Annotated in this window: 22 protein-coding genes and 2 pseudogenes; 23 read left to right on the top strand and 1 reads right to left on the bottom strand. The window is 41.1% G+C overall.

The window, feature by feature from the left end:
- Window positions 1-3 precede the first annotated feature (3 nt).
- The 23 genes and pseudogenes from xrtG (at window position 4) to yihA (ending at window position 22,248) form a co-directional block, all read left to right on the top strand.
- The gene (xrtG, locus tag DXB77_RS05320) at window positions 4-594 is read left to right on the top strand and encodes an exosortase family protein XrtG (RefSeq protein WP_118662782.1); all 591 of its coding nucleotides are present in this window, start codon (window positions 4-6) and stop codon (window positions 592-594) included.
- A complete protein-coding gene (locus DXB77_RS05315) occupies window positions 581-1,954 on the top strand; it encodes a TIGR03111 family XrtG-associated glycosyltransferase (RefSeq protein ID WP_118662781.1) in 1,374 nt (457 codons plus the stop codon). Before xrtG ends, DXB77_RS05315 begins: the two co-directional genes overlap by 14 nt.
- Window positions 1,947-3,080 (top strand): hypothetical protein, encoded by a 1,134-nt coding sequence (locus DXB77_RS05310; RefSeq protein ID WP_118662780.1) that lies wholly within the window; start codon window positions 1,947-1,949, stop codon window positions 3,078-3,080. The genes DXB77_RS05315 and DXB77_RS05310 overlap by 8 nt, the downstream gene beginning before the upstream one ends.
- Before the next feature lie 4 nt (window positions 3,081-3,084).
- Window positions 3,085-3,528, top strand: coding sequence for a 6-carboxytetrahydropterin synthase (locus tag DXB77_RS05305; protein WP_117822570.1), 444 nt, complete (start codon window positions 3,085-3,087; stop codon window positions 3,526-3,528).
- Between the two features lie 5 nt (window positions 3,529-3,533).
- Window positions 3,534-5,978, top strand: coding sequence for a 6-pyruvoyl-tetrahydropterin synthase-related protein (locus tag DXB77_RS05300; RefSeq protein ID WP_118662779.1), 2,445 nt, complete (start codon window positions 3,534-3,536; stop codon window positions 5,976-5,978).
- Window positions 5,979-6,151: 173 nt separating this feature from the next.
- Window positions 6,152-6,628, top strand: a complete 477-nt coding sequence (locus DXB77_RS05295) for an acyl-CoA thioesterase (RefSeq protein ID WP_008400583.1) — start codon at window positions 6,152-6,154, stop codon at window positions 6,626-6,628.
- A gap of 19 nt (window positions 6,629-6,647) precedes the next feature.
- Entirely contained in the window at window positions 6,648-7,739 is a 1,092-nt protein-coding gene (locus tag DXB77_RS05290; RefSeq protein WP_118662778.1) for a DUF2974 domain-containing protein, read from the top strand.
- 229 nt (window positions 7,740-7,968) lie between these two features.
- Window positions 7,969-8,211, top strand: a pseudogene (locus DXB77_RS05285) (ABC transporter permease); the annotation flags it as partial.
- Between the two features lie 134 nt (window positions 8,212-8,345).
- Window positions 8,346-8,604, top strand: a pseudogene (locus DXB77_RS05280) (RbsD/FucU domain-containing protein).
- Between the two features lie 39 nt (window positions 8,605-8,643).
- Complete coding sequence (locus DXB77_RS05275) at window positions 8,644-9,534, top strand: ribokinase (protein WP_118662777.1); 891 nt, start codon at window positions 8,644-8,646, stop codon at window positions 9,532-9,534.
- Between the two features lie 110 nt (window positions 9,535-9,644).
- The gene (gene fsa, locus DXB77_RS05270; RefSeq protein WP_117807464.1) at window positions 9,645-10,298 is read left to right on the top strand and encodes a fructose-6-phosphate aldolase; all 654 of its coding nucleotides are present in this window, start codon (window positions 9,645-9,647) and stop codon (window positions 10,296-10,298) included.
- Window positions 10,299-10,416: 118 nt separating this feature from the next.
- Window positions 10,417-11,553 (top strand): hypothetical protein, encoded by a 1,137-nt coding sequence (locus DXB77_RS05265; protein ID WP_117822573.1) that lies wholly within the window; start codon window positions 10,417-10,419, stop codon window positions 11,551-11,553.
- Complete coding sequence (locus DXB77_RS05260) at window positions 11,528-12,037, top strand: isochorismatase family cysteine hydrolase (RefSeq protein WP_117807466.1); 510 nt, start codon at window positions 11,528-11,530, stop codon at window positions 12,035-12,037. The genes DXB77_RS05265 and DXB77_RS05260 overlap by 26 nt, the downstream gene beginning before the upstream one ends.
- A 42-nt stretch (window positions 12,038-12,079) precedes the next feature.
- Complete coding sequence (locus DXB77_RS05255; RefSeq protein ID WP_118500625.1) at window positions 12,080-12,778, top strand: 5'-methylthioadenosine/adenosylhomocysteine nucleosidase; 699 nt, start codon at window positions 12,080-12,082, stop codon at window positions 12,776-12,778.
- Window positions 12,779-12,798: 20 nt separating this feature from the next.
- On the top strand, window positions 12,799-13,281 hold the full coding sequence (locus DXB77_RS05250; RefSeq protein WP_021944150.1) for an S-ribosylhomocysteine lyase: 483 nt from the start codon (window positions 12,799-12,801) through the stop codon (window positions 13,279-13,281).
- 116 nt (window positions 13,282-13,397) lie between these two features.
- Entirely contained in the window at window positions 13,398-14,318 is a 921-nt protein-coding gene (gene ptb / locus DXB77_RS05245; protein ID WP_021944151.1) for a phosphate butyryltransferase, read from the top strand.
- Between the two features lie 51 nt (window positions 14,319-14,369).
- Window positions 14,370-15,437, top strand: a complete 1,068-nt coding sequence (buk, locus tag DXB77_RS05240; RefSeq protein ID WP_008400594.1) for a butyrate kinase — start codon at window positions 14,370-14,372, stop codon at window positions 15,435-15,437.
- 127 nt (window positions 15,438-15,564) lie between these two features.
- Entirely contained in the window at window positions 15,565-15,780 is a 216-nt protein-coding gene (locus DXB77_RS05235) for an alpha/beta-type small acid-soluble spore protein (RefSeq protein ID WP_021944153.1), read from the top strand.
- A gap of 263 nt (window positions 15,781-16,043) precedes the next feature.
- A complete protein-coding gene (tig, locus tag DXB77_RS05230; RefSeq protein ID WP_008400597.1) occupies window positions 16,044-17,330 on the top strand; it encodes a trigger factor in 1,287 nt (428 codons plus the stop codon).
- A gap of 38 nt (window positions 17,331-17,368) precedes the next feature.
- On the top strand, window positions 17,369-17,950 hold the full coding sequence (clpP, locus tag DXB77_RS05225) for an ATP-dependent Clp endopeptidase proteolytic subunit ClpP (protein WP_008400599.1): 582 nt from the start codon (window positions 17,369-17,371) through the stop codon (window positions 17,948-17,950).
- Between the two features lie 17 nt (window positions 17,951-17,967).
- Complete coding sequence (clpX, locus tag DXB77_RS05220) at window positions 17,968-19,260, top strand: ATP-dependent Clp protease ATP-binding subunit ClpX (RefSeq protein ID WP_021944155.1); 1,293 nt, start codon at window positions 17,968-17,970, stop codon at window positions 19,258-19,260.
- A 55-nt stretch (window positions 19,261-19,315) separates the two neighbouring features.
- The gene (lon, locus tag DXB77_RS05215; protein ID WP_118662776.1) at window positions 19,316-21,646 is read left to right on the top strand and encodes an endopeptidase La; all 2,331 of its coding nucleotides are present in this window, start codon (window positions 19,316-19,318) and stop codon (window positions 21,644-21,646) included.
- Window positions 21,643-22,248, top strand: coding sequence for a ribosome biogenesis GTP-binding protein YihA/YsxC (yihA, locus tag DXB77_RS05210; RefSeq protein WP_118500624.1), 606 nt, complete (start codon window positions 21,643-21,645; stop codon window positions 22,246-22,248). Before lon ends, yihA begins: the two co-directional genes overlap by 4 nt.
- Before the next feature lie 59 nt (window positions 22,249-22,307).
- Here the strand turns inward: yihA and DXB77_RS05205 are convergent, their stop codons facing one another.
- The gene (locus DXB77_RS05205; protein ID WP_118484101.1) at window positions 22,308-22,856 is read right to left on the bottom strand and encodes a DUF4364 family protein; all 549 of its coding nucleotides are present in this window, start codon (window positions 22,854-22,856) and stop codon (window positions 22,308-22,310) included.
- Between the last annotated feature and the right edge of the window lie 287 nt (window positions 22,857-23,143).

Here is a 23,143-nt window from a genome sequence, read left to right as displayed (position 1 = left end):
AGGATGAACTGGCTGGTATTTGTCTGTCTTCTTGGTTGGATCTATATATTAACAGTATTATATCGGGCAAAATTGAATTTCTGGTATTATATCTGCGGAAGTGTGGGATTGTTTATTTTCAGTCTGATACTGATAGAACCGTATGTCGTAGTTTCGCTTCAAAAGGCCGTCTCTGCTGTTGCCGGTGTGATCGGTGGGCTGACGCATCTCTATGATTCTTATTTTCAGCAGGGAATTCTGTTTATCCAGAATGGCGGAACCAGTCTGTCCTTATATATTGATTTTGAGTGTTCCGGTGTGATCGAGATGCTGGCGTTTCTTGCACTGCTCTGGTTCTTTCCGGTCTATGACAAATATGAGAGAGTGGTTGTAAGTATGATCGGAGTGATGGCGATCTTCCTCGCAAATGTACTTCGAATCTTCTTTATCTGCCTGTTAGTTCATATATGGGGCATCGATATGTATTTCTTTGCACATACGATATTTGCCAGAATCTTGTTCTATGGATGTACAGTATTCCTGTATTTCTATGTATTCACGAAACCACAGATTGTCAGACAGAAGGTAGGTGCATTCCGTTATGACAGCAATTAAAAATATGCTTATGTCTTCCGTGATCTTCTGGGTGGCATGGATCGTCATTCCGTTGATCATGGAAGTGATCCCAACAGTCGGGAATTTTATCATCCTGTTAAAACGCAGGATCATGAAGAAGAAATATAAGCCGTTATCCCATTATCCGGAGGTATCTCTGATCGTTCCGGTCTACAATTCGGCAGAAACCTTGTATGCCTGTGTGCAGTCGATCTATCAATCGAATTACCCGAAGGATAAGATATTTGTTCTGCTTGTCAATAATATGAGCAAGGATAACAGCTTTGAGATATACAGCAAATGTCAGAAGGATTTCCCGAATCTCTCGATCAATTGGATGAATTCGAAGCAGGGAAAATCCAAAGCCCTTAATCTGGCATTGTTTAACTGCCAGGGTAAATATATTATCCATATTGACAGTGATGGAATGTTAGAACCGGATGCTATCAGAAATATTGTTACAATGTTTGAGAATGAACCAGAAGTTCACAGCCTGACCGGAACAGTACTGACGAATCCGGAGTTGATCGATCAGACGAATCGGTGCGCTTTACGGTTACTGCAGAAGATGGAGTTTGGTGAATATTGTCAGGCATTTCTATCCGGCCGTAATTTCCAGTCGGAGCTGAACAGTATCTTTACTCTGTCAGGTGCTTTTTCGGCGTTCCGTAAATCTGCGATCATGAAGACGCAGTTATATAATACGGATACCCTGTGCGAGGATACTCATGTAACTTTTCAGGTACGGTTTCAGATGAAGAAGCGTGTGGCACTTTGTCCGAATGCGATCTTTTTTGTAGATCCGATCGAGAGCTTAAATAAACTATATGTTCAAAGACAGCGATGGCAGAGCGGTGAACTGGAAGTGCTTCATATGTTCCGAAAGGACAAGATGAACATTGGCAGGAGTTTCTTTAAAGATTTCGTCATGCGGATCCTTGTGTATGATCATACGTTTGCGTTTCCTCGAATGATCTGGTATTTTGCGATTATCTGTCTGGCATTTATCAATTATCCGATGAAGCTTATTGTGACATCACTCGTATTCTTATTCTTTTTATACAGTATGGCCAACTTCCTGTTGTATATCTGTATTATTCTGTTTTTAAAGGATTTTCCATATTTGAGAAAATATTATGCAAGGAAATGGTATCTGATCTTTTTACTTCCGCTGTTTAATTTTATTGTATTCTGGTTCCGGTTTGCAGGAATTATTAATTCAACCAGAAAAACGAGAACATGGCGGACAAGAGACCTGCATGAAGAATGGCATGACTTTAAACAGGTCGTGATGCATGATTTTGCAGGAGCACACCGGGTGCTGGAGAAGATCAGAGATGAGGTAAATACCAGTGAATAAAGAGAAAAAACAATCATGGATAAAAAAATTATATACATCACCGAATCATAGGATTTTTTCGATATCCGCAACCGTGATCCTGTTTATTATGATATTTATGGGATGTATCTGTTATGAGTTATTACAGAACCGGGAAGCAGTGATACAGGCATATGAGGCTGATCAGGAGGACTATCTACAGTTATTAGCCTACAACATTCAGTCAGTTCAGAAGTCAGGAAAAGATGCAGAGGTTCTTGCTTTTTTACAAGAGAAGACAGTTTCCGCAGGAGAACGGTTCTTTGTATATACAAGAGGTTCGGAAGTGCTGTGGGCAAAGAATGAGAATACAACGAATACATTAGGCAAATATGCAGAGATCACAGAATTCTGGAAGATGATACAAGAACAGGATGTTGTAGTGAATACAGTCAGATGGACGGTCGGACAGGAAGAATGTACGATCAGTGTGGTGTCTGATATGGATAGTATTCTGGAACGGACATCTACAATAAAGCATGGATATTATGTTGTAATTGCAACAGGACTGGTAAGTGTCGTTCTGCTCAGTCTGTTGATTGCATTGTTGGAATCATGGAACAAGGCAGAGAAAAATCTGAAGGGTACGAAAAAAGAACTGGACAAACGTAACAGGAAGCTTGAAAAGGTGACGAGTAATGCCGGAAATATGGGGTTTGAAAAGACTTCAGATGACGAGGTAGCAAAGAATATCTATGTGCAGAATCAATATAACAGTTCGCATGAATTCTATGATAATAATTTTCTTCGTATTATGCTTCAGAAATCGGATGATGAAGCGTTAAAACCGATCCATTATATGTTTATTCATCTGGATATGCTGGATCGTTATTACAGCAGACAGGAGATCTTTCATTTTATGAGAAAGATTCGTTCCGGACTTTATCAAAATGAGATCATGGGTGAGGTGAAGAAAGGATTTTTTGTTATTCTGCTTTACAGGCTGGATGAACAGCAGGCAAAAGACAGGGCGGATGAGATTTATCGGTACTGTATCCGAAAGTCCGAGAATGCATATCGCTCGATACGATATGACTTAATCGATGTTGGGGTAAAAAAACCGGTGGATGTGTACGATGCTTATACCAGAAAGCAGGAGGAGGCGTAGCGGAATGAGATATCAACAGTATAAATTCAAATTCTATATGGATGCCAGGCATGCTATCTATATCGGTGGAAAATTAGGCGAAGTACATCCGCATACCTGGGAGATCGTTCTGCATGTGGTGAAGGGAAAGGAGAATTTTGAACCATTTCATATACTTGAAAAGGCAGTTGAGGAATTTCTGGAACCTTTTCAGAATAATTATCTGAATGATATAAAGCCGTTTGATATATTAAATCCAACGATCGAAAACGTATGCCTGTATTTTAAAGAAAAATTGCAGGAGATATTAAATGCAATGGGATGGATCTTTCTGATGATCGAGATGAGTGAGACACCGGGAAGAACATATGTGATCAGTATGCTGGATGAGCAGGAGATGGAGCAGAATCAGACGGTGCAGACGCTTACAGACCTGATCTTAGATGAGATAAAACATATTGGAGAGTAAGAAATATGACAGACAGTCACAAGAGAATTCGGAAAAACTGCATATGTATAAGTATCTTGTTACTTGCAGGTGCAGGGCTTGCACTGTATCTTGTGCTATCAGGATATGAGCCGTCCGGTGGTGATATCTGGGGACATCTCTATAAGTCGCAGGAAATGTATGAGAGCCTGAAAAAAGGAAACGTCTTTCCGTTGTTCTCCCCATACTGGTATAACGGAATCCAGCTTTTCAGATATTGGGGACCGCTCTCTTATTATATTATGGCGGGACTGATGTTTCTTACAGGGGGCGATCTTCTTCTGGCTTACAGGCTGCTTGCCTTTGTTATATTCGTAGTCGGTGGACTTCCGTGGATTCTCTGGGGGATCCATGAGAACCGCAGAGTGCTTGGAACCTTTTTCGGACTGCTCTGGTTCTTTATGCCGGAGCATATCAGAATTTATTTTACAGCGGGAAATCTGCCGCAGATGGTGACGACGATGCTTGTACCATATGCGATCTGGTTCTTATGGCTCTATGTAAGAAAGAAGAATAATTGTGCAGCTGTCGGATTGTTTGTTTGTATGACATTGATGAGTTTTACGCATCTGATGGTTACTGCGATCATGGGCGTATCTGCATTTTTATATCTGCTGATCGATCAGATATGGAATAAGGATACTAGAAGAAAAATATTTGCTCTTATCTATATGATCTGTGGAATCCTGACAGCGGGTATATGGGTGATTCCTTCTTTAAAAGGCGGGCTTGTGACGTCAGAGAGTGGAGACGGAAGTGTTATGTCAACTTTGATCTATCCACTTACGACGTCATTAAATCCATTTAAACGTCTGAGTGCAGGAAATGACAGCTTTTATTTCGGACTGGCAGCAGTACTTATCGCGATAGCCGGAATCCTGCTTGCAAGAGGCGGAAAGAAAGCCGGTTTTGTATTTTTACTGATCATGCTTGCCTGTACAACGCCTGCTGCATACCGGATACTGGTAAAGCTTCCGTTCAGCCAGTTGTTCTGGATGACCCGGTTTGCGCCGATGATCTATGGTTTTTTCTTCAGTGCATGTCTGGAATGGGTTCGCTTGAAGAAAAAATATTGTGTGCTTCTGGCTGCACTTCTGTGTGTAGACAGTATATCATGTATGAATCTGGATTTTTACAGCGTTGCTACATCAGATGAAACAAAAATGGAGATGCAGCAGCTTACGGAACTGACAGACCAGCGGACGGCTGTTATCGATAAGAGTTCTTATGGTTCTTATCCATCTTATGGAATCAGTGGCAGCAGTCATACGATGTACACGTATGGCTGGGCTTGGCAGGGTGCTGCGACTGGGGATAATATTGTTCTGTTAAATGAAGCACTTGACCGAAAATACTATCGTTTTCTGTTTGATCGGGCAGTAGAGCTTGGGGCTGATACGGTTCTGATACGGAAGAGTGATCTTGAGAAGCAGGATATCACAATCTCTGATATTGAGCAGGATGCGGCAGCCAGCGGTTATTCTATGGTGCAGGAAATGACGACTGCATATACTTATAAACGTGAGACACCGGAGAACTTTGGAACGGTCACCGGATACTATGGGCTTGCAATCGGAAAATATGCAAATGAAATGACTCTGCTTTATCCGGCATTTGTGGCAGGAAGCTCGGATGTGATCGAGGATTATTCAGTGGAAGAACTGAGCCGGTATGATACTTTGTTCTTAACCGGATTTGAATACAGGAATCAGAGTAAGGCAGAAGCGATACTTACGGACGTGGCGGCAGCAGGTACCAGAGTTGTGATCGACAGTACCCATGTTCCGGCTAATAAGAGTAATAAACAGGAAATGTTTCTCGGTGTATTTGCACAGCAGATCCATTTTGATGAACGGTATCCGGTTCTTTCTTATCAGAACAGCGAGATCCGAAGTGATGACTTTGCGGAGGAAGACAGGGATTTTAGTACAGCTTATATAACCGGAACCGATACCGAGATCGGAACGTTTCAGATGGGCAATCAGAAGCTGACGTTTTTAGGTATGAAAGATGATCTGCCAAATGTATATTTCCTCGGACTGAATCTGATGTATGAAGCTGTTAGCAGGAAGGATGCGGCACTGGTTGACATCTTAAATGATGTGCTCGGGATATCAAATGAACAGCTTCCGGACAGAGAACTTGTTCCAATCACAATAGCTTATAAAGAAGATGGACTATCGATCGATGTTGATGCGGATTTTGATCAGGAAACAGGTGTCAATACGTCGATTGCGGCACAGGACATATTTACATCTGATCAGGAGATTTCCGAGCAGATGAATCTTCTTGTTGTGCATGAGAGGCATACAGAGATTTCCTTTGTATATCCTATGTTTGTACCGGGAATTATTATCACGATATCAGGATTTATATGTTTTATACTGTGCATATGTATGGATGTACGCGACAGAAGAAAGCATATTGTTTAACAGACCGGACAAGAGAGCATTGCAGGATAGACGGAATAAAAGGGTATTGTTGGACAGACCGGCTGCCGATTGTGTATTTGCGTCTGTTATGATAAAATGAGCAGAACAGGAATAATACCGGATGAATACTCCAATTATAAACAGGATGAAAATAAAGAAAGGGAACGGTGTATATGGAGCGAAATACGAAAAAAGTCAGTGATTCAATGGTAGAGCAGGTCTTTCAGGTACGGCCGGAGCATTTAAATGGTGCCGGACGATTATTTGGCGGACAGTTAATGGCATGGATCGATGAAGTTGCAGGTCTTGTTGGGATCCGCCATTCAAATGGAGATGTGATCACAGCCTCGGTTGATAATCTGAAATTCATGCGAGGTGCTTATCTGAAGGATCTGATCGTATTAGTAGGCCGTATTACCTATGTCGGACATACCTCGATGGATGTCCGTGTGGATACTTATATCGAGGATCACAGAGGAATCCGGCGCTCAATCAATCGGGCGTATCTGACATTGGTGGCTGTCGATGAAAATGACAAACCAAGACCGGTTCCGGGGCTGACACTTGAGAACGAAAGTGAACAAGCAGAATGGCTGGCAGGAGAGAAACGGAGAGAACTCAGAGGGCAGAGACGTAAAGAAGGTTTTTAGATAAGCCGGGGGTGTGAATATGGCAAATATATTAGACTATCTGGAATGGCGGGGTGATCTGCCGTTTGAGGCATCGGCTTTTAATGAGGTGGATGCAGTTGTATTTTCAAGATTTTCATATATACCGTTTGAGGGGATCGTGCCGGATGATTTTAGTCATGCAGTCACGGTAGCAGAGGCGGCAGAGCGTTTCTTAGGAGATGCGAAGCGCATGACACAGGTGATTTATGAAGATGATCTGAAACTGCTTGCTGCAATGGGAGCAAGCCGACGATTTGGTGATCTGCGCTTATGCGGTTATGTGAATCAGTTGGATGAGGAGATACAGAAGCAGTTTTCAGCAGTCACAGTAAAATTATTTGACGATGTAAGCTGTGTGGTATACCGAGGAACCGATAAAACAGTTGTCGGTTGGCGGGAAGATTGTAATATGGCATTCCTTTCACCGGTTCCGTCTCAGCGGACAGCAGTCGAGTATCTGCGGCAGGCAGCAGAACAGATAGCCGGAACATTCCTGCTATGCGGACATTCCAAAGGCGGAAATCTTGCAATCTATGCAGCAGCAACCTGTGAACGTACTCTGCAGGATAGGATTCTGAAGGTATGCAGTATGGATGGTCCGGGATTTGAACCAAATGTGTTAGAGCTTGCCGGTTACAACCGAATGCTATCACGGATGATCACATACATACCACAGAATTCCGTAGTGGGAATGCTGCTTGAGCACAGAGAGAAATATGTCGTGATCCGAAGTATGCAGGAGGGCTTCATGCAGCATGATGTATATAGTTGGGAGGTTCTTGGACCATCCCTGATCCATGAGGAGGGGATCACAGATGAATGTCGTTTATTAAATGCTTCCTTAAAAGAATGGATCGACAATATGGACTACGACCAGCGCAGGCAGTTCGTAAATTCCCTGTTCGAACTGTTAGATGAATGCGATGCGAAGACCACGGATGATCTGCAAAATAACTGGTATAAGGATATCGGAAGAATCCTGACTTCGATCAAGAAGATGGACGAAGCCAGCCGAAAAGTCGTTAGCCAGACAATCCTGTCGCTGTTAAAGATCACAAGAAAGAATGTATCAAACAGATCAGAAGATTAGAAAATGTCATATACAGGCGAGAAAGATTTAACTTTATTTTGCAGAACACTTTTATTTGATTGAATTAGAAGAAAGCTATTCATGCGGAGATAATTAGTAAATAAAAAATAGAAGATATCATATTATTATGCAACAAGCCTGCCTGAGCGTCGGTCCTTAGCGACCCGCGAAAGCGGGAGCTTAGTACCGCTACGTCGAAGGTAGAGCGAAAGCGTCTTGTGGAAGGAATGCGATCGCAGCAGCCGTACTTGGTGGAACATCCATGGCAGGTGGTGTTGGTACGATCGGCGGAACAATCGTTGGTGCTTTCGTAATCGGTGTTATCAATGATGGTATGGTTATGTGTGGTGTATCTGAATTCTGGCAGATGGTTATCAAAGGTTTGGTTATCATCGTAGCGGTTATCATTGACCAGTTCCAGAGAAAGATGCAGGCAAAGATGGCATTACAGGCAAGAAATGAGAACAAATAATATCGAAGATATCGTAAAGACGGAGATAATATTAAGGAACGTGGACATGGAGAATCGCTTCATGTCCACGTTCTTAAAAAGATAAACATATGTCAGATAGGTATGGAGGACAGATAATATGAAAAAAAAGAGGTATCATTAATGCACAGCTTGCAGGTCTGATCGCAGGGCTTGGACATAAGGATACATTTATGATCGGTGATGGCGGAATGCCAATTCCAAAGGGAGTAGAGATTGTAGATCTGGCACTCTGTGGAGGTGTACCGACATTTAAGCAGGTAATGGATGCAGTCCTTGATGAGACACAGATTCGTGAAATTTGCAATTCGGACAGGTGAATTTACACCATATCCAAATATTATCCTTACAGCAGGAGTCGCATTTCCTGCATAAGTAATAACGACAGAAAAATACAGATTTTGGAGGTGAATGATGAAAGTTTTAAATATTGGTTCCATGAACCTTGATTATGTCTACAGTGTCGATCATATTATCGCACCGGGTGAGACGCAGGCAACCTACGGAATGAATGTATTCCTCGGAGGAAAAGGAATTAATCAGTCCATTGCACTTGCAAAGGCAGGCGTAGATATCTATCATGGCGGAATGATCGGAGAAGACGGACAGGTATTCTTGGATGCATGCAGAGAACATGGTGTGCATGATGAATTCATCCGTACGATCGATGAGAAGACCGGACACACGATCATTCAGGTAGACAAGGATGCACAGAACTGCATTTTGCTCTTTGGAGGAGCAAATCAGAGTCTGACAGAAGAATATATAGATGAAGTATTAGAACATTTTGAAGCCGGAGATATTCTGTTACTTCAGAACGAAGTTAATAAGCTGGATTATATCATTGACCGGGCATATGACAGAAAGCTTGTGATCGCACTTAATCCATCTCCATATAATGAAAAGATTGAAGTTTGTGATCTTTCAAAGATCAGCATCTTCCTGTTAAATGAGATCGAGGGTGCACAGATCACAGGACTGACAGAGCCGGATGATATACTTGCTTCCATGAGAAAGCGTTTCCCGGAAGCAAAGATCGTACTGACACTTGGCAAAGATGGCGCAAGGTATTCAGACAAGGACTGTGAGTATGAACAGCCGATCTTTCCAGTAAAAGCAGTCGATACGACAGCAGCCGGAGATACCTTTACCGGATATTTCCTCGCAGGACTGATCTGCGGCATGGAGATACCGGATATCTTAAGAATGAGTGCGAAGGCATCTTCTATAGCAGTAACCAGAAATGGAGCCGTTCAGTCAATTCCAAAGAGAGAAGAAGTAGAGGCAGCATTGTCGGCAGACTGATACAGCAGATAAAGGAGAAAACAAAGCATGAAATTGCATGTATGCATATAAAAGCAAAGCATGAATGACATGCCTGTAAATAAAAAGAAAATAAAGCGAGGTAAAGGAATATGAAATTTTTTATTGATACAGCAAATGTAGATGACATCAGAAAAGCAAATGACATGGGAGTAATCTGTGGTGTAACAACTAACCCATCTCTGATCGCAAAAGAAGGCAGAGATTTTAATGAAGTTATCAAAGAGATCACAACAATTGTAGATGGTCCTATCAGTGGAGAAGTAAAGGCAACAATTGTAGATGCAGAAGGCATGATCAAAGAAGGAAGAGAGATCGCAGCGATCCACCCAAATATGGTTGTTAAGATCCCTATGACAGTTGAAGGCTTAAAGGCAGTCAAGGTGTTATCGGCAGAAGGAATCAAGACAAACGTAACTCTGATCTTTACGGCAAATCAAGCGCTTCTTGCAGCAAGAGCAGGTGCATCTTATGTATCTCCGTTTCTTGGAAGGTTAGATGATATCAGCACAACAGGTATCAACCTGATTGAAGATATCGTAACAATATTTGACAATTATGGTTTAGATACAGAGATCATCGCAGCCTCTGTAAGAAATCCAATCCACGTTACAGACTGTGCTCTTGCAGGCGCACATATTGCAACTGTACCATACAAGGTAATCGAGCAGATGACAAAGCATCCGTTAACAGATCAGGGTATTGCAAAGTTTCAGGCAGATTACAAGGCTGTATTTGGCGAATAAGAGTTTTTTAGATTTATTGTAGATGTTGGAATAAAATGTTACAATAAGCTCGATTTATACTTTACGGTACATTTGTCCTATAAAGTAAAAACGATAGGAAAGGTGGTGAGAGAGGAACTTGGCAGAGTATAGGAATAATTACCGCCAGAGAGAGAATAAATCTGTATATGGGGAACGAAATACTTATGAAAAAAAGAAAAATTACCGAAATGGAAATAACAGACAACAGAACCTGAGTCAGAAAATGTATTATGATAAGAGACAGCAGGGAAATTCCGGCAGACAGATGAATGATTCAAAACTCAGACGTAAGATTATGGCGGATGATAATGTGAAGTTTATCTGTTCCAGAAATGAAGATGTGATCCATGATAAAAGCTGTATTCTTACAAGGAATATTAAAGACTATGATCTGAAGTATCTGGTAAATTATCCGAAGTGGATGAAACAGTGCCCGAAGTGTGCGATAGAAGCGTATCTCAGATATGGGGCAGAAGATTATGACAAATTGGCAGAATATGATGCGTTATTCCGACTTATGATGATGTCTGTAGAGATGATCCGGCATATGTATATTGATTGTGATATGAAGACAAGGATAAATGGGGATACGCTTACAATCCATCATAAAGAAGATACATGGAAGATCGTATATTTAGACAGTCCGGGAAATGTCAGACTTCTGCATAATAATTATCATATAGTGGATGAACACAGGGAATTTGAAAAAGGTTTTCATATCCAGAGCGAATTTACTTCTAATACAAAGATTAAATATGCTATCGAAAATATTGAAACATATTCGTGGAGCATGCATCGGGTGCATGAACGGGAAGCGATGTTGGAACAGAAAAAGAATGAAACAGGGAAAATGGGATTCTGGTCACGGGTGGCACGAGCATTTCGTTATGTGTTTCATAAGCAGGAAGAAGATGAATCTAAAAATCAGACAGATGATAACAGAAAAGATGATCCAATCGATTTTCAGTTGGATTTTTCGGATTTTAATTTTGTAAATAAGTTCGGTTATCCGGATAATGGTACCAGATGTATCTATGTCTGGAAGACAAAAAACGGGATATATCAATGGCAGATCGGAGAATATGTATCAAAGAAACGACAGTTTGTGATCAAATTTTCAGATCAGACTTTTATAACGGACTGGCGAAAAGTAATCGCATGGAAATATGTATGGAAAGGTGACCTGAACTGGTCATATGGTGAAAAGAATGAGACGAACCCTGATCGTAATTGATATGCAGAATGATTTTATTGATGGTTCACTTGGTACAAAAGAAGCAGAGGCAATCGTGGATCCGGTAAGAAATCTGATACAGGAATATAAAAACAGGGGAGATGAGGTGCTTTATACCAGAGATACCCATGGGGCAGATTATCTGCAGACGAACGAGGGGAAACATCTGCCGGTGGAACACTGTATAAAGGGAACTAACGGATGGAAGATCGCAGATGGAATATATGCAGATGGCTGTAAGATCATAGATAAGCCATCCTTTGGGTATACAGGTTGGGATCGGTATGAATTTGAAGATGTCTGTCTGATCGGGCTTTGTACCGATATCTGTGTAGTTTCAAATGCTCTTATCATAAAGGCGTTATATCCGGAGATTCGCGTGGCAGTCGATGTCAGATGTACGGCAGGCGTGACACCGGAATCAAAGGTGGCTGCACTTGAAACGATGAAGATGTGCCAGATTGAGCTGGTTGGTGAAGAATAAGCAGGATAAAGAGAACAAATGCAGTAAGAAAGGAAAGAAGACATGCTTGGAATTATAGGAGCAATGGACGAAGAAGTTGCAAAGTTAAAAGAAAAAATGGAACAGGTGCATATTATTGAAAAAGCAGGTATGCAGTTTTACAGAGGTACTTTGTGTGACCATGAAGTGGTTGTGGTAAAATGTGGTGTAGGTAAGGTTCATGCAGCAATGTGTACACAGGCAATGATCGACCTGTTCCCGGTAGATGGAATTGTAAATACCGGAATTGCAGGCTCGTTAAATGCAGACATCAACATCGGAGATATCGTGCTGGCAAAGGATGCATTAGAGCATGACATGGATGTCTCTGCTCTTGGATATGCTCCGGGAATCAATCCGGATTTAAAAGATGATGAAAATATTTTCAAGACAGATGTCAAAATGCTGGAGCTTGCTCTTGCCGCAGCAAAGCAGGCAGAGCTTTCCGTCAACATCTTTACCGGACGTGTAGTCAGCGGAGATCAGTTCATATCAAGGAAAGATAAGAAAGAATGGCTGGTTGAGACATTTGACGGAACCTGTGCAGAGATGGAGGGAGCATCGATCGGACATGTCGCAAGTCTGAACAAGATTCCATATCTGATTGTCCGTGCGATTTCAGATAAAGCAGATGACAGTGCAGAAATGGATTATCCGTCTTTTGCGGCTATGGCGATCGATAACAGTGTTGCACTTATGACAGAATTTGTAAAGTTATGTTAAAAGGAGGCAGTTGAAAAACTATGGAAAAGATTAAAAGTTTTCAGATCAATCATTTATTATTAAATCCTGGAATCTATGTATCCAGAAAGGATAAGGCTGGAGATGCGGTCCTTACGACTTTTGATATCCGCATGACAAAGCCAAATTTTGAACCGGTCATGAATACGGCGGAGATTCATACGATTGAGCATCTGGCAGCTACTTATCTCAGAAATCATGAGGATTATAAGGACAAAGTAATCTATTTTGGACCGATGGGATGCAGAACCGGATTTTATCTGATCCTTGCAGGTGATTATAAGTCAGAGGATATCGTAGATCTGATGATTTCAATGTTTGAATTTATACGTCATTATCATGATCCGATTCCGGGTGCAAATCCGAGAGAATGTGGAAATTATCAGGACATGAATCTGAACATGGCAAATTACCTTGCAGAGAAGTTCTTAAAAGAGGTTCTTTATAATATAGGCGAAGATCGCCTGAACTATCCAGAGGGTTGACCTTTTTTTTTCAAAGTGATACGATAACAGATAAAGATTGCCGGAAGAGAGCGGCAACCCATAATAAGTTCATGCGTTATGGGAAAAAGAATAAAAATCGCGAGAGGTGTAAACGAATGAGTAAGAGTTTTGAAGATTTATTAGCCAAGGTTGCAAAATGCAGCAAGAAGACAGTATCTGTAGCATGTGCTCAGGACAAGCCGGTTCTGGAAGCCGTTAAGGCGGCAAAGGAAAAAGGTATTGCAGATGCGATTCTCGTCGGTGATGAAGCTGAGATCAGAAAGATCGCTGCTGAACTTGATATGAATCTGGATGAGTATGAGATCATAAATGAACCGGACAGCATTCAGGCTGCACATAAGGCTGTTGAGCTGGTACATAATAATAAAGCAGATATGTATATGAAGGGTATCATTGATACAAAGAACTTCTTAAAGAGCGTTCTGGATAAGGAAGTAGGTTTAAGAACCGGTAAGCCATTATCACATGTAGCAGTTTTTGAGGTTCCGGGTGTTGACAGATTATTATATCTTTCAGACGTAGCATTCATGACATATCCATCTCTTGAGGATAAAAAAGCGATTATTGAAAATACAGTAAAAGTTGTTCATGCTTGTGGTATTCCATGTCCAAAGGTTGCTCCGCTTGCGGCAGTTGAAGTTGTAAATCCTAAGATGCCTGTAACTGTAGATGCAGCAGAGCTTACAAAGATGAACGAGAATGGCGAGATCACAGGATGTATCGTTGACGGACCATTATCACTTGACCTTGCGATCGATCCGGAAGCAGCTAAACATAAGGGAGCAGAAGACCGTAAGATCGTTGGTGATGCAGATATCCTCTTATTCCCGGATATCCACGCCGGAAACCTTGTATACAAGTGCCTGACACATACAACAGCAAGCAAGAACGGTTGTATCCTGACAGGAACAAAGGCACCGGTTATCCTGACATCCAGATCAGACAGCTTTGAAGTAAAGATGAACTCTATCGCTCTTGCAGCAGTTGTTGCAGAAGCAATCAAGAATGAGCAGTAATCAGACCGTTATGGTTACGGAATAAATATATAAGAATTTTGGAGGAAGAACATGTCATACAAAATTTTGATTATCAATCCGGGTTCAACATCTACAAAGATAGGTGTATTTGAAGACGAGAATTTATTATTTGAAGAAACATTAAGACACACAACAGAGGAACTTGCGGGCTTCAACCTTATCGTTGAGCAGAAGGACTTCAGAAAGAAAGTTATCCTTGATATTCTTGCAGAGAAAAATTTTGACATCAAGACATTAGATGTATGTGTAGGTCGTGGTGGTATGTTAAAGCCGATTCCGGGCGGTACATATCCTGTTAGTGATGAATTATTAGAGGATTTAAAGATCGGTAAACAGGGTCAGCATGCATCCAACCTTGGTGGTATCCTTGCAAGAGAGATTGGCGATGAGTTGGGAATTCCATCTTACATTGTAGATCCGGTTGTTGTAGATGAGCTGATGCCATCCTCCCGTTTATCCGGTGTGCCTGAGCTTCCAAGAAGAAGTGTATTCCATGCATTAAACCAGAAGGCAGTTGCAAAGAGATATGCAAAAGAGCATGGTAAGAAATATGAAGATCTGAACCTGATCGTTGTACACATGGGCGGCGGTGTATCTGTTGGTGCTCACTTAAACGGACGTATCGTTGATGTTAACAATGCATTAGATGGTGAAGGCGCATTCTCACCGGAGAGAGCAGGTGGAGTTCCATCAGGTGATCTTGTTAAGATGTGCTTTTCAGGAAAATATACACAGCAGGAAGTTACAAAGAAACTTGTCGGTAACGGCGGATTCAATGCATATATCGGCAGCAATGATGCAAGAGATCTCGAGAAACTCGTTCAGGAAGGTGATGAGCATGCAAAGCTTGTTCAGGACGCATTTCATCAGCAGGTAGCAAAGGATATCGGGGCTATGTCAACCGTACTTTGCGGAAAAGTAGATCAGATCATCTTAACAGGTGGTATCGCATATTCCAAGCATACATGTGCAGAACTGGAAAAGAGAGCCGGATTTATCGCTCCGTTTACAGTATATCCTGGTGAGGATGAACTTCTTGCACTTGCACAGGGAGCATTAAGAGTTATGAATGGCGAAGAAGAGCCGATGACATATTAATTTGATGATTGATATTTTGCCTGTGAACTATAAAAATACAAAAATTGGCATAATAGTTTTTCTTATAATACACATAATAGAATCAAGACAACAAAGTCTTAAATAAATGTATTGGAGGAAATGTATTATGGCAAGTTCAAATTCAACAGGAACAAGCAAGATGAGTGTTCCGGAAGCTAAGGACGCTATGAACAAGTTCAAAATGGAGGTTGCTAAGGAAATTGGTGTAAACCTCAAGGATGGTTACAATGGTGACTTAACATCTGCTCAGAGCGGATCAATCGGTGGCGAGATGGTTCGTCAGATGATCAAGAGACAGGAAGAACAGATGTCAGGCAGATAAGCAGTAAAATAAGAGATATCTTATAGCTTTTGCTTAGCAGGAAGGGGTTATTGTCGAAAAGACAATAACCTTTTTCTGTGTTATTATGGAAAATGGACTGGACATATATCCGGTATATATGGTATAATCGGATGATTGATGCGGGTATTTTTATGCCCACAATAAAAACGAAATGATAAATGGATGCTAAATAATGCCTTATATATTATTAAAAGATGATGGCATAAGGCATCATTTGCATAATTTTAAGGAGGAAATAAAAAATGAGTTTAGCAGTAGAAAATCTGGAACACAGTATGGCAAAACTTACAATCACAGTACCGGCAGAGGAGTTTGGTAAGGCAATGACAACTGCCTACAATAAGCAGAAAGGTAAATTCAATGTACCTGGTTTCAGAAAGGGTCATGTGCCACAGGCATTTATTGAGAAGATGTATGGACCTGCAGTATTTTATGAAGAGGCAGCTAATTCATTAATTAATGAGTATTATCCAAAGGAAGTAAGCGCATCAGATGTTGATGTTGTATCAAGACCGGTTATCGATGTAACTCAGATCGAAAAGGGCAAGGATTTTATCTTTACAGCAGAAGTAGCTGTTAAGCCTGAAGTTGAACTTGGTGATTATAAGGGACTCGAAGTAGAAAAGGCTGACGTAGAAGTAACAGATGATGAAGTTATGGCAGAGCTTTTAAAGGTTCAGAAAGAGAACTCAAGATACAACCCTGTAACAGACAGAGCTGCACAGATGGATGATGAAGTTACACTTGACTTCGAAGGATCTGTTGACGGTGTTCCTTTCGAAGGCGGTAAAGCTGAGAACTACAAGCTCGTTCTTGGTTCTCATTCATTCATTGATACATTTGAAGATCAGCTTGTTGGCAAGAACATCGATGAGGATGTAGAAGTAAATGTTACATTCCCGGAAGATTATCAGGCAGAAGATTTAGCAGGTAAGCCGGCAGTATTCAAATGCAAGATCAAAGAGATCAAGGCTGTAGAATTACCGGAATTAGATGATGAGTTTGCAAGTGAAGTTTCAGACTTTGAGACATTAGATGAATATAAAGAAGATATCAAGAGTAAGGCTGCTGAGAAGAAGCAGAAGGATGCTGAGAACGAGAAAGAAAACAAGCTGATCGAGAAAGTAATCGAGAATGCAAAGATGGATGTTGCAGATGCACAGGTTGCAGATGTACAGGAAAGAATCAAAGATGAGTTCGCTCAGAATCTTCAGTATCAGGGAATCAACCTTGAGCAGTATATGCAGATTTGCAATATTACAGAGGAAGCATTAATGGAGAGAATCAAACCAGACGCAGAGAAGAGAATCAAATCCCGTCTTGTTCTGGAAGCAATTGCTGCTGCTGAAAATATTGAGGTATCAGACGATGAAGTACATGAAGAACTGGAAGCTATGGCAAAACAGTATCAGATGAATGTAGAAGATATCGAAGGCTTCATGGGTGATGCAGAAAAGGATAGCATTAAAAAGGATCTTGCTGTTAAAAAGGCAGTTAAGGTTGTTGTAGATAACGCAAAGGAAGTTTAATCCATAATTTCTGATTGCGATATTTTGGAGGTGTAAATATGAGTTTAGTACCTTATGTCATTGAACAGACCAGCCGTGGTGAACGTTCATATGATATTTATTCAAGACTTCTGAAAGACAGAATTATCTTTCTGGGAGAAGAAGTAAATGATACATCAGCAAGTATAGTGATCGCACAGCTCCTGTTCCTGGAGTCCGAAGATCCATCCAAGGATATCTCATTGTATATCAACAGTCCGGGCGGTTCTGTAACAGCAGGACTTGGAATCTATGATACAATGCAGTACATCAAATGTGATGTATCTACAATCTGCTGTGGAATGGCAGCAAGTATGGGTGCATTCCTGCTTGCGGGTGGTGCGAAAGGTAAGAGATTTGCACTTCCAAATGCCGAGATCATGATCCATCAGCCATCCGGCGGATCGCAGGGTCAGGCTACAGAGATTGAAATTGCTGCAAAGCATATTTTAAAGACAAAAGAGAAATTAAATAGAATGTTAAGCGAGAATACCGGAAAGCCATATGAAACGATTGCTGCTGATACAGAGAGAGATAACTGGATGTCAGCAGAAGAAGCATGTGCATATGGTCTGATCGATAGTGTAATCGCAAAAAGATAGTATAAAGAGGTATTGGAATGGCAAATCGTAGTGAAGATAGAAAACTACTTAGATGTTCCTTCTGCAATAAGACGCAGGATCAGGTCAGAAAACTTATAGCAGGACCAAACGCTTATATTTGTGATGAATGTGTACAGATATGCGCAGAGATCGTTGATGAAGAACTGGAAGAAACAGGTGCTGAAGATTCCATTAATTTACTGAAACCCAAGGAGATCCGTGAATTCCTGGATCAGTATGTAATCGGTCAGGAAGAAGCAAAAAAGGTATTATCTGTTGCGGTATACAATCATTATAAGCGTATCATGGCAGATAAAGATTTTGACGTAGAGCTTCAAAAGAGTAATATTCTCATGGTCGGACCAACCGGTTCCGGTAAGACATATCTGGCACAGACACTTGCAAAGATTCTGAATGTTCCGTTTGCCATTGCCGATGCAACTGCATTGACGGAGGCCGGATATGTTGGTGAAGATGTAGAAAATATTCTGCTGAAGCTGATTCAGGCGGCCGATTATGATGTAGAACGTGCAGAGCATGGAATTATCTATATTGATGAGATCGATAAGATCACGAAGAAGAGTGAGAATGTATCCATCACCAGAGATGTATCCGGTGAAGGTGTACAGCAGGCTTTGTTAAAGATCGTGGAGGGAACGGTTGCATCAGTGCCACCACAGGGTGGCAGAAAGCATCCACATCAGGAATTTATACAGATCGATACATCAAATATTTTATTTATATGCGGTGGTGCATTTGATGGTCTGGAGAAGATCATTGACAACAGAATCGGCAAGAAAGCTATCGGCTTCAATGCAGAGGTTGTTGATAAGACAGAACAGGATATCGGAGAGCTGTTAAAGCAGGTAACTCCTCAGGACTTTGTAAAATATGGACTGATTCCTGAATTTGTCGGACGTCTGCCGATAACGGTTACACTGGATCTGTTGAACAAGGATGCGCTTGTAAGAATCCTGACAGATACAAAGAGTGCAATCTGCAAGCAGTATAAGAAATTATTTGAATTAGATGGCGTGGAATTGGAATTTGATAAGGATGCGCTTTACGCTATAGCAGAAGAAGCGATGGAGAGAAAGACCGGAGCCAGAGGACTTCGTTCTATCATAGAGAAAGCAACGCTAGATCTTATGTATGAGATTCCATCGGATGACAGAGTTGCAAAATGCGTGATCACAAAAGAAGTTATAACGGATGGAGCACAACCAGAAATCACTTATTCTGATAATCCGGCTGAGAAAAAGCAGATAAAGAAGAAGCGTTCAGTAAAAAACAGTGATGAAATAGCTTAAGCAGAAAGCCGGGATGTTATGCATCCCGGTTTTTTGATATAAAGGAGATAAAAGTATGGATAATATCGTCTGGAACAGGCCGATGATCGTTTTGAATAATATTGTTATAATGCCGGATACTTCCTCCCATCTGGATGTGATCAGCAAGGAATCCTGTGAAGCAGTTGCCAATGCGATGAAGGGTGATTGCAGCATCCTGCTGGTTACGGCAAAGGAAGTAAAGGAGAATGGAAAGGTTCCTGATCTTTATCCGATCGGTGTTACAGCAAAGATCAAACAATATCTGAAAATGCCGAACAAAACAGTCCGTATTCTGATTGAAGCAGAAAAACGTGCAAGGATCGTTTCATTTTATAAGGAAGACGGAGCATATAATGCAGACTTTGAATATATAGATACAGAAGAAACAAACCATCTGGATGAAGTAGAGGAAAAAACATTGATCCGTATGCTTACGGATAAGCTCAGACAAGCATTTGCAAATGGAATGGGAACAAATAAGCTGTTATATAAAAAACTGCTTACGATCGATGACCTTGCAAAATTTGCCGATGGAGTGACAGAATTCATTCCTGCGCCATATACGAAGAAGCAGGAGATTCTGGAAACGCTCGATGTGAAAGAACGTGTAATGAAGATCCTTCAGACGATGGATGAAGAGATGGAGATTTTAGCCATCCGTCAGGAGATTCAGGAGAAATTACAGGATTGTGTAAATAAGCACCAGAGAGAATATGTTCTCCGGGAACAGATGAAGGTCATAAAGAAAGAACTTGGCGAGGATGATAATACAGAAAAAGCGGCAGATGAATATATGGAGCGCCTGCAGGAACTGACAGTTCCGGAAGAAGTCAAAGAGAAGCTTACGAAAGAGATATCCAGACTTCGTGCTTTGCCGCCTATGGCTGCTGAATCCGGCATCCTTACAAACTATATTGAGACGTTGCTCGACTATCCTTGGGGTAAATCCTCAAAGGAGAACGATAATCTCGAAAAGGCCATTAAGATTCTGGAACGGGATCATTATGGATTAGAAGAAGTAAAGGAACGTATCATAGATTATCTGGCTGTCCATATTTTAAACGAAAAAGGTAATATGCCGATTCTTTGTCTGGTTGGACCTCCGGGAACCGGTAAGACCTCGATCGCGAGATCAATTGCTACTGCGACAGGAAAAGAATATATCCGTATGTCGCTTGGTGGCGTTCGGGATGAAGCAGAGATCCGTGGACACAGAAGAACTTATATCGGTGCTATGCCGGGCAGGATCGCACAGTCGATCGCAAAGACAAAGACTGAGAATCCACTGGTACTGCTTGATGAGATAGACAAGGTAAGCAGCGACTACAAGGGAGATGTATCCTCTGCTCTGTTAGAGGTTTTAGACAGCGAACAGAATAATAAATTTTACGACCATTATTTTGAAGTGCCAATCGATCTGAGCAAAGTATTATTTATCGCAACAGCAAATGATGCATCCCTGATTCCGGGACCGTTAGCTGATCGTATGGAAATGATCGAGATCAGTGGATACACGGAAAATGAGAAGTTTAACATTGCGAAGCTGTATCTGGTCAATAAAGCGATTGAAAGAAACGGACTGACTAAGAAGCAGTTCAAGATCAATGGATCAGCGATCAAATATATCATCCGTCATTACACCAGAGAAGCAGGTGTGCGTGATCTGGAGCGGAATATCGATAAAATATGCAGAAAAGCGTGCAGAATGATACTTACAGAACATGTAGAGACTGTAAAAGTAACAAAGGAAATGATACCGCAGCTTCTCGGAACAGAGAAGTACATGGATGACAGCTATGATCTGACCAATAAAGTAGGCTCTGTACGAGGCCTTGCATGGACAGCGGTAGGTGGTGTAACACTTAATATAGAAGTAAATATTATGCCCGGAAATGGCAGCATACAGCTTACCGGTAAATTAGGAGATGTCATGAAGGAGTCTGCTGTTACCGGTTTATCGTATATTCGTACGATGAAGGAATCAGAGCCACTGGGTGAAGATTATTTTGAAAAGCATGATATCCACATCCATATTCCGGAAGGAGCAGTTCCAAAGGATGGACCTTCTGCGGGAATCACGATGGCAACCGCTATTTATTCCGCAATATTTAATAAGTCTGTAAGGGGAGATCTTGCGATGACAGGAGAGATTACTCTGAGAGGAAGTGTGCTTCCAATCGGTGGTTTAAAAGAAAAGCTTCTGGCAGCAAAAACGATCGGTATTAAGAAGGTGCTGATCCCTGAGATGAACCGCAGAGATCTTAATGATATCAGTGCAGAGATTACAGACGGACTGGATATTACCTGTGTGAAAACAATGGAACAGGTGCTTAGTCTTGCACTTGCAAAAGGAGAAAAGAAATGATAATTAAGAGTGCTGAACTTGAAACAGTATGTGGAATTACAAGTACACTTCCAGAGACAGAGATGCCGGAGATCGCGTTTGCCGGTAAGTCAAATGTAGGAAAATCCTCACTGATCAATGGATTGTTAAACCGGAAGTCACTTGCCAGAACATCGTCACAGCCGGGTAAGACACAGACGATCAATTATTATAATATTAATCATGATCTGTATTTTGTCGATCTTCCGGGATATGGCTATGCACAGGTATCCGTAGAGATCCGTGCAAAATGGGGTAAGATGGTAGAACGGTATCTGCATACCTCAAAGCAGTTACGGCTTGTATTTTTGTTGATCGATATCCGTCATGAGCCGTCAGAGAATGATTGCATCATGTACGACTGGATCGTAAAAAATGGATATGAACCGGTGATTATTGCAACAAAGCTTGATAAGATCAAGAGAAGTCAGATTCAGAAGAATCTGAAGATCATCAGACAGAAGATCCAGCCAGTAGAGGGAACGATCATAATTCCTTTTTCTGCACAGACCAAGCAGGGAAAAGAAGAGATTCTGCAGCTGATCGAAGACCGGATTGCAGAATCAGAACCTGAATCTGAATAACTTATGAGCAGAAAAATGAAAAGATCATTTATATGTATTATAGAAATACATATAAATAATCAGGAATGTTTTTCACCTTTATCATCAGAATACAGCCAGAGAGTATTGACGAGATAGTCATATACTTCGGCACTTTTCGCACGCCAGTTATCACAGATAGCGATGGCGTGCGTTTTTGTTGGTACGTTAAATTTCAGATCGACCAGAGTTTCTTTCCGATCCTTGATCACGCAGGTAACGACGTATTCACCATAGTCATTTAAGGCATAATCGGCATAGATCTCGGATTCATTTTTCAGATTGATCTTCTGATTATCAAAATAATCGAGAATGTCCTGTTTAATCGCATAAGGAATACGATTTTCAAACATGCTTAAGGCTTCTTCACCTTTGTCAGTGATCTTATAATGAGAAGAAGACCGGATTGTGGATACATAGACAAAATCACACTCGATCAGTCCATTAATGGCTTCCTGAAGCGTGAAATAATTCGTATATCCCTTTGTCAGAACAAAATCGGAAATCTGGGAATTGGTTAGTGTGAAATCCACACGATCCAACATATATAATATAATTAATTTGTATAAGACGATCGATTCAGTATTCATAATAATATCCTTTGTATGTTTTGTAAGAATAAATGTATCACAAGAAAAGCATAAAATCAATGAAGCAATACTGCGGTGAAAGAAAATGATTTACAAAACTTTTTTTTATGCTATACTAAGGCTATTAAATACAACGCTCATATGGCATCCGGAGATCTGATAAGCAGGATGCACAGGTAAGTCATACAGTTGATATACCTGTTTCGAAAAGAATTCATTAGGATAATCCCCAAGAATAAGAATGTGTGTGAATTAAATAAAACGGATAAAATTGGAAGGAGTAAAAG

The organism is Clostridium sp. OM05-9 (genome assembly GCF_003481465.1).
In the GTDB taxonomy this organism is placed as follows: Bacteria; Bacillota; Clostridia; order Lachnospirales; family Lachnospiraceae; genus Coprococcus; species Coprococcus ammoniilyticus.
The sequence above is the reverse complement of the archived record's forward strand: the minus strand, read 5'-3'. Positions and strand labels throughout refer to the sequence as shown.

Excerpts from the sequence above, each read along its gene's own strand:
- xrtG (WP_118662782.1), top strand. The coding sequence starts at position 4 with ATGAACTGGCTGGTATTTGTCTGTCTTCTTGGTTGGATCTATATATTA.
- DXB77_RS05315 (WP_118662781.1), top strand. The coding sequence starts at position 581 with ATGACAGCAATTAAAAATATGCTTATGTCTTCCGTGATCTTCTGGGTG.
- DXB77_RS05305 (WP_117822570.1), top strand. The coding sequence starts at position 3,085 with ATGAGATATCAACAGTATAAATTCAAATTCTATATGGATGCCAGGCAT.
- DXB77_RS05300 (WP_118662779.1), top strand. The coding sequence starts at position 3,534 with ATGACAGACAGTCACAAGAGAATTCGGAAAAACTGCATATGTATAAGT.
- DXB77_RS05295 (WP_008400583.1), top strand. The coding sequence starts at position 6,152 with ATGGAGCGAAATACGAAAAAAGTCAGTGATTCAATGGTAGAGCAGGTC.
- DXB77_RS05290 (WP_118662778.1), top strand. The coding sequence starts at position 6,648 with ATGGCAAATATATTAGACTATCTGGAATGGCGGGGTGATCTGCCGTTT.
- DXB77_RS05275 (WP_118662777.1), top strand. The coding sequence starts at position 8,644 with ATGAAAGTTTTAAATATTGGTTCCATGAACCTTGATTATGTCTACAGT.
- fsa (WP_117807464.1), top strand. The coding sequence starts at position 9,645 with ATGAAATTTTTTATTGATACAGCAAATGTAGATGACATCAGAAAAGCA.
- DXB77_RS05260 (WP_117807466.1), top strand. The coding sequence starts at position 11,528 with ATGAGACGAACCCTGATCGTAATTGATATGCAGAATGATTTTATTGAT.
- DXB77_RS05255 (WP_118500625.1), top strand. The coding sequence starts at position 12,080 with ATGCTTGGAATTATAGGAGCAATGGACGAAGAAGTTGCAAAGTTAAAA.
- DXB77_RS05250 (WP_021944150.1), top strand. The coding sequence starts at position 12,799 with ATGGAAAAGATTAAAAGTTTTCAGATCAATCATTTATTATTAAATCCT.
- ptb (WP_021944151.1), top strand. The coding sequence starts at position 13,398 with ATGAGTAAGAGTTTTGAAGATTTATTAGCCAAGGTTGCAAAATGCAGC.
- buk (WP_008400594.1), top strand. The coding sequence starts at position 14,370 with ATGTCATACAAAATTTTGATTATCAATCCGGGTTCAACATCTACAAAG.
- DXB77_RS05235 (WP_021944153.1), top strand. The coding sequence starts at position 15,565 with ATGGCAAGTTCAAATTCAACAGGAACAAGCAAGATGAGTGTTCCGGAA.
- tig (WP_008400597.1), top strand. The coding sequence starts at position 16,044 with ATGAGTTTAGCAGTAGAAAATCTGGAACACAGTATGGCAAAACTTACA.
- clpP (WP_008400599.1), top strand. The coding sequence starts at position 17,369 with ATGAGTTTAGTACCTTATGTCATTGAACAGACCAGCCGTGGTGAACGT.
- clpX (WP_021944155.1), top strand. The coding sequence starts at position 17,968 with ATGGCAAATCGTAGTGAAGATAGAAAACTACTTAGATGTTCCTTCTGC.
- lon (WP_118662776.1), top strand. The coding sequence starts at position 19,316 with ATGGATAATATCGTCTGGAACAGGCCGATGATCGTTTTGAATAATATT.
- yihA (WP_118500624.1), top strand. The coding sequence starts at position 21,643 with ATGATAATTAAGAGTGCTGAACTTGAAACAGTATGTGGAATTACAAGT.
- DXB77_RS05205 (WP_118484101.1), bottom strand. The coding sequence starts at position 22,856 with ATGAATACTGAATCGATCGTCTTATACAAATTAATTATATTATATATG.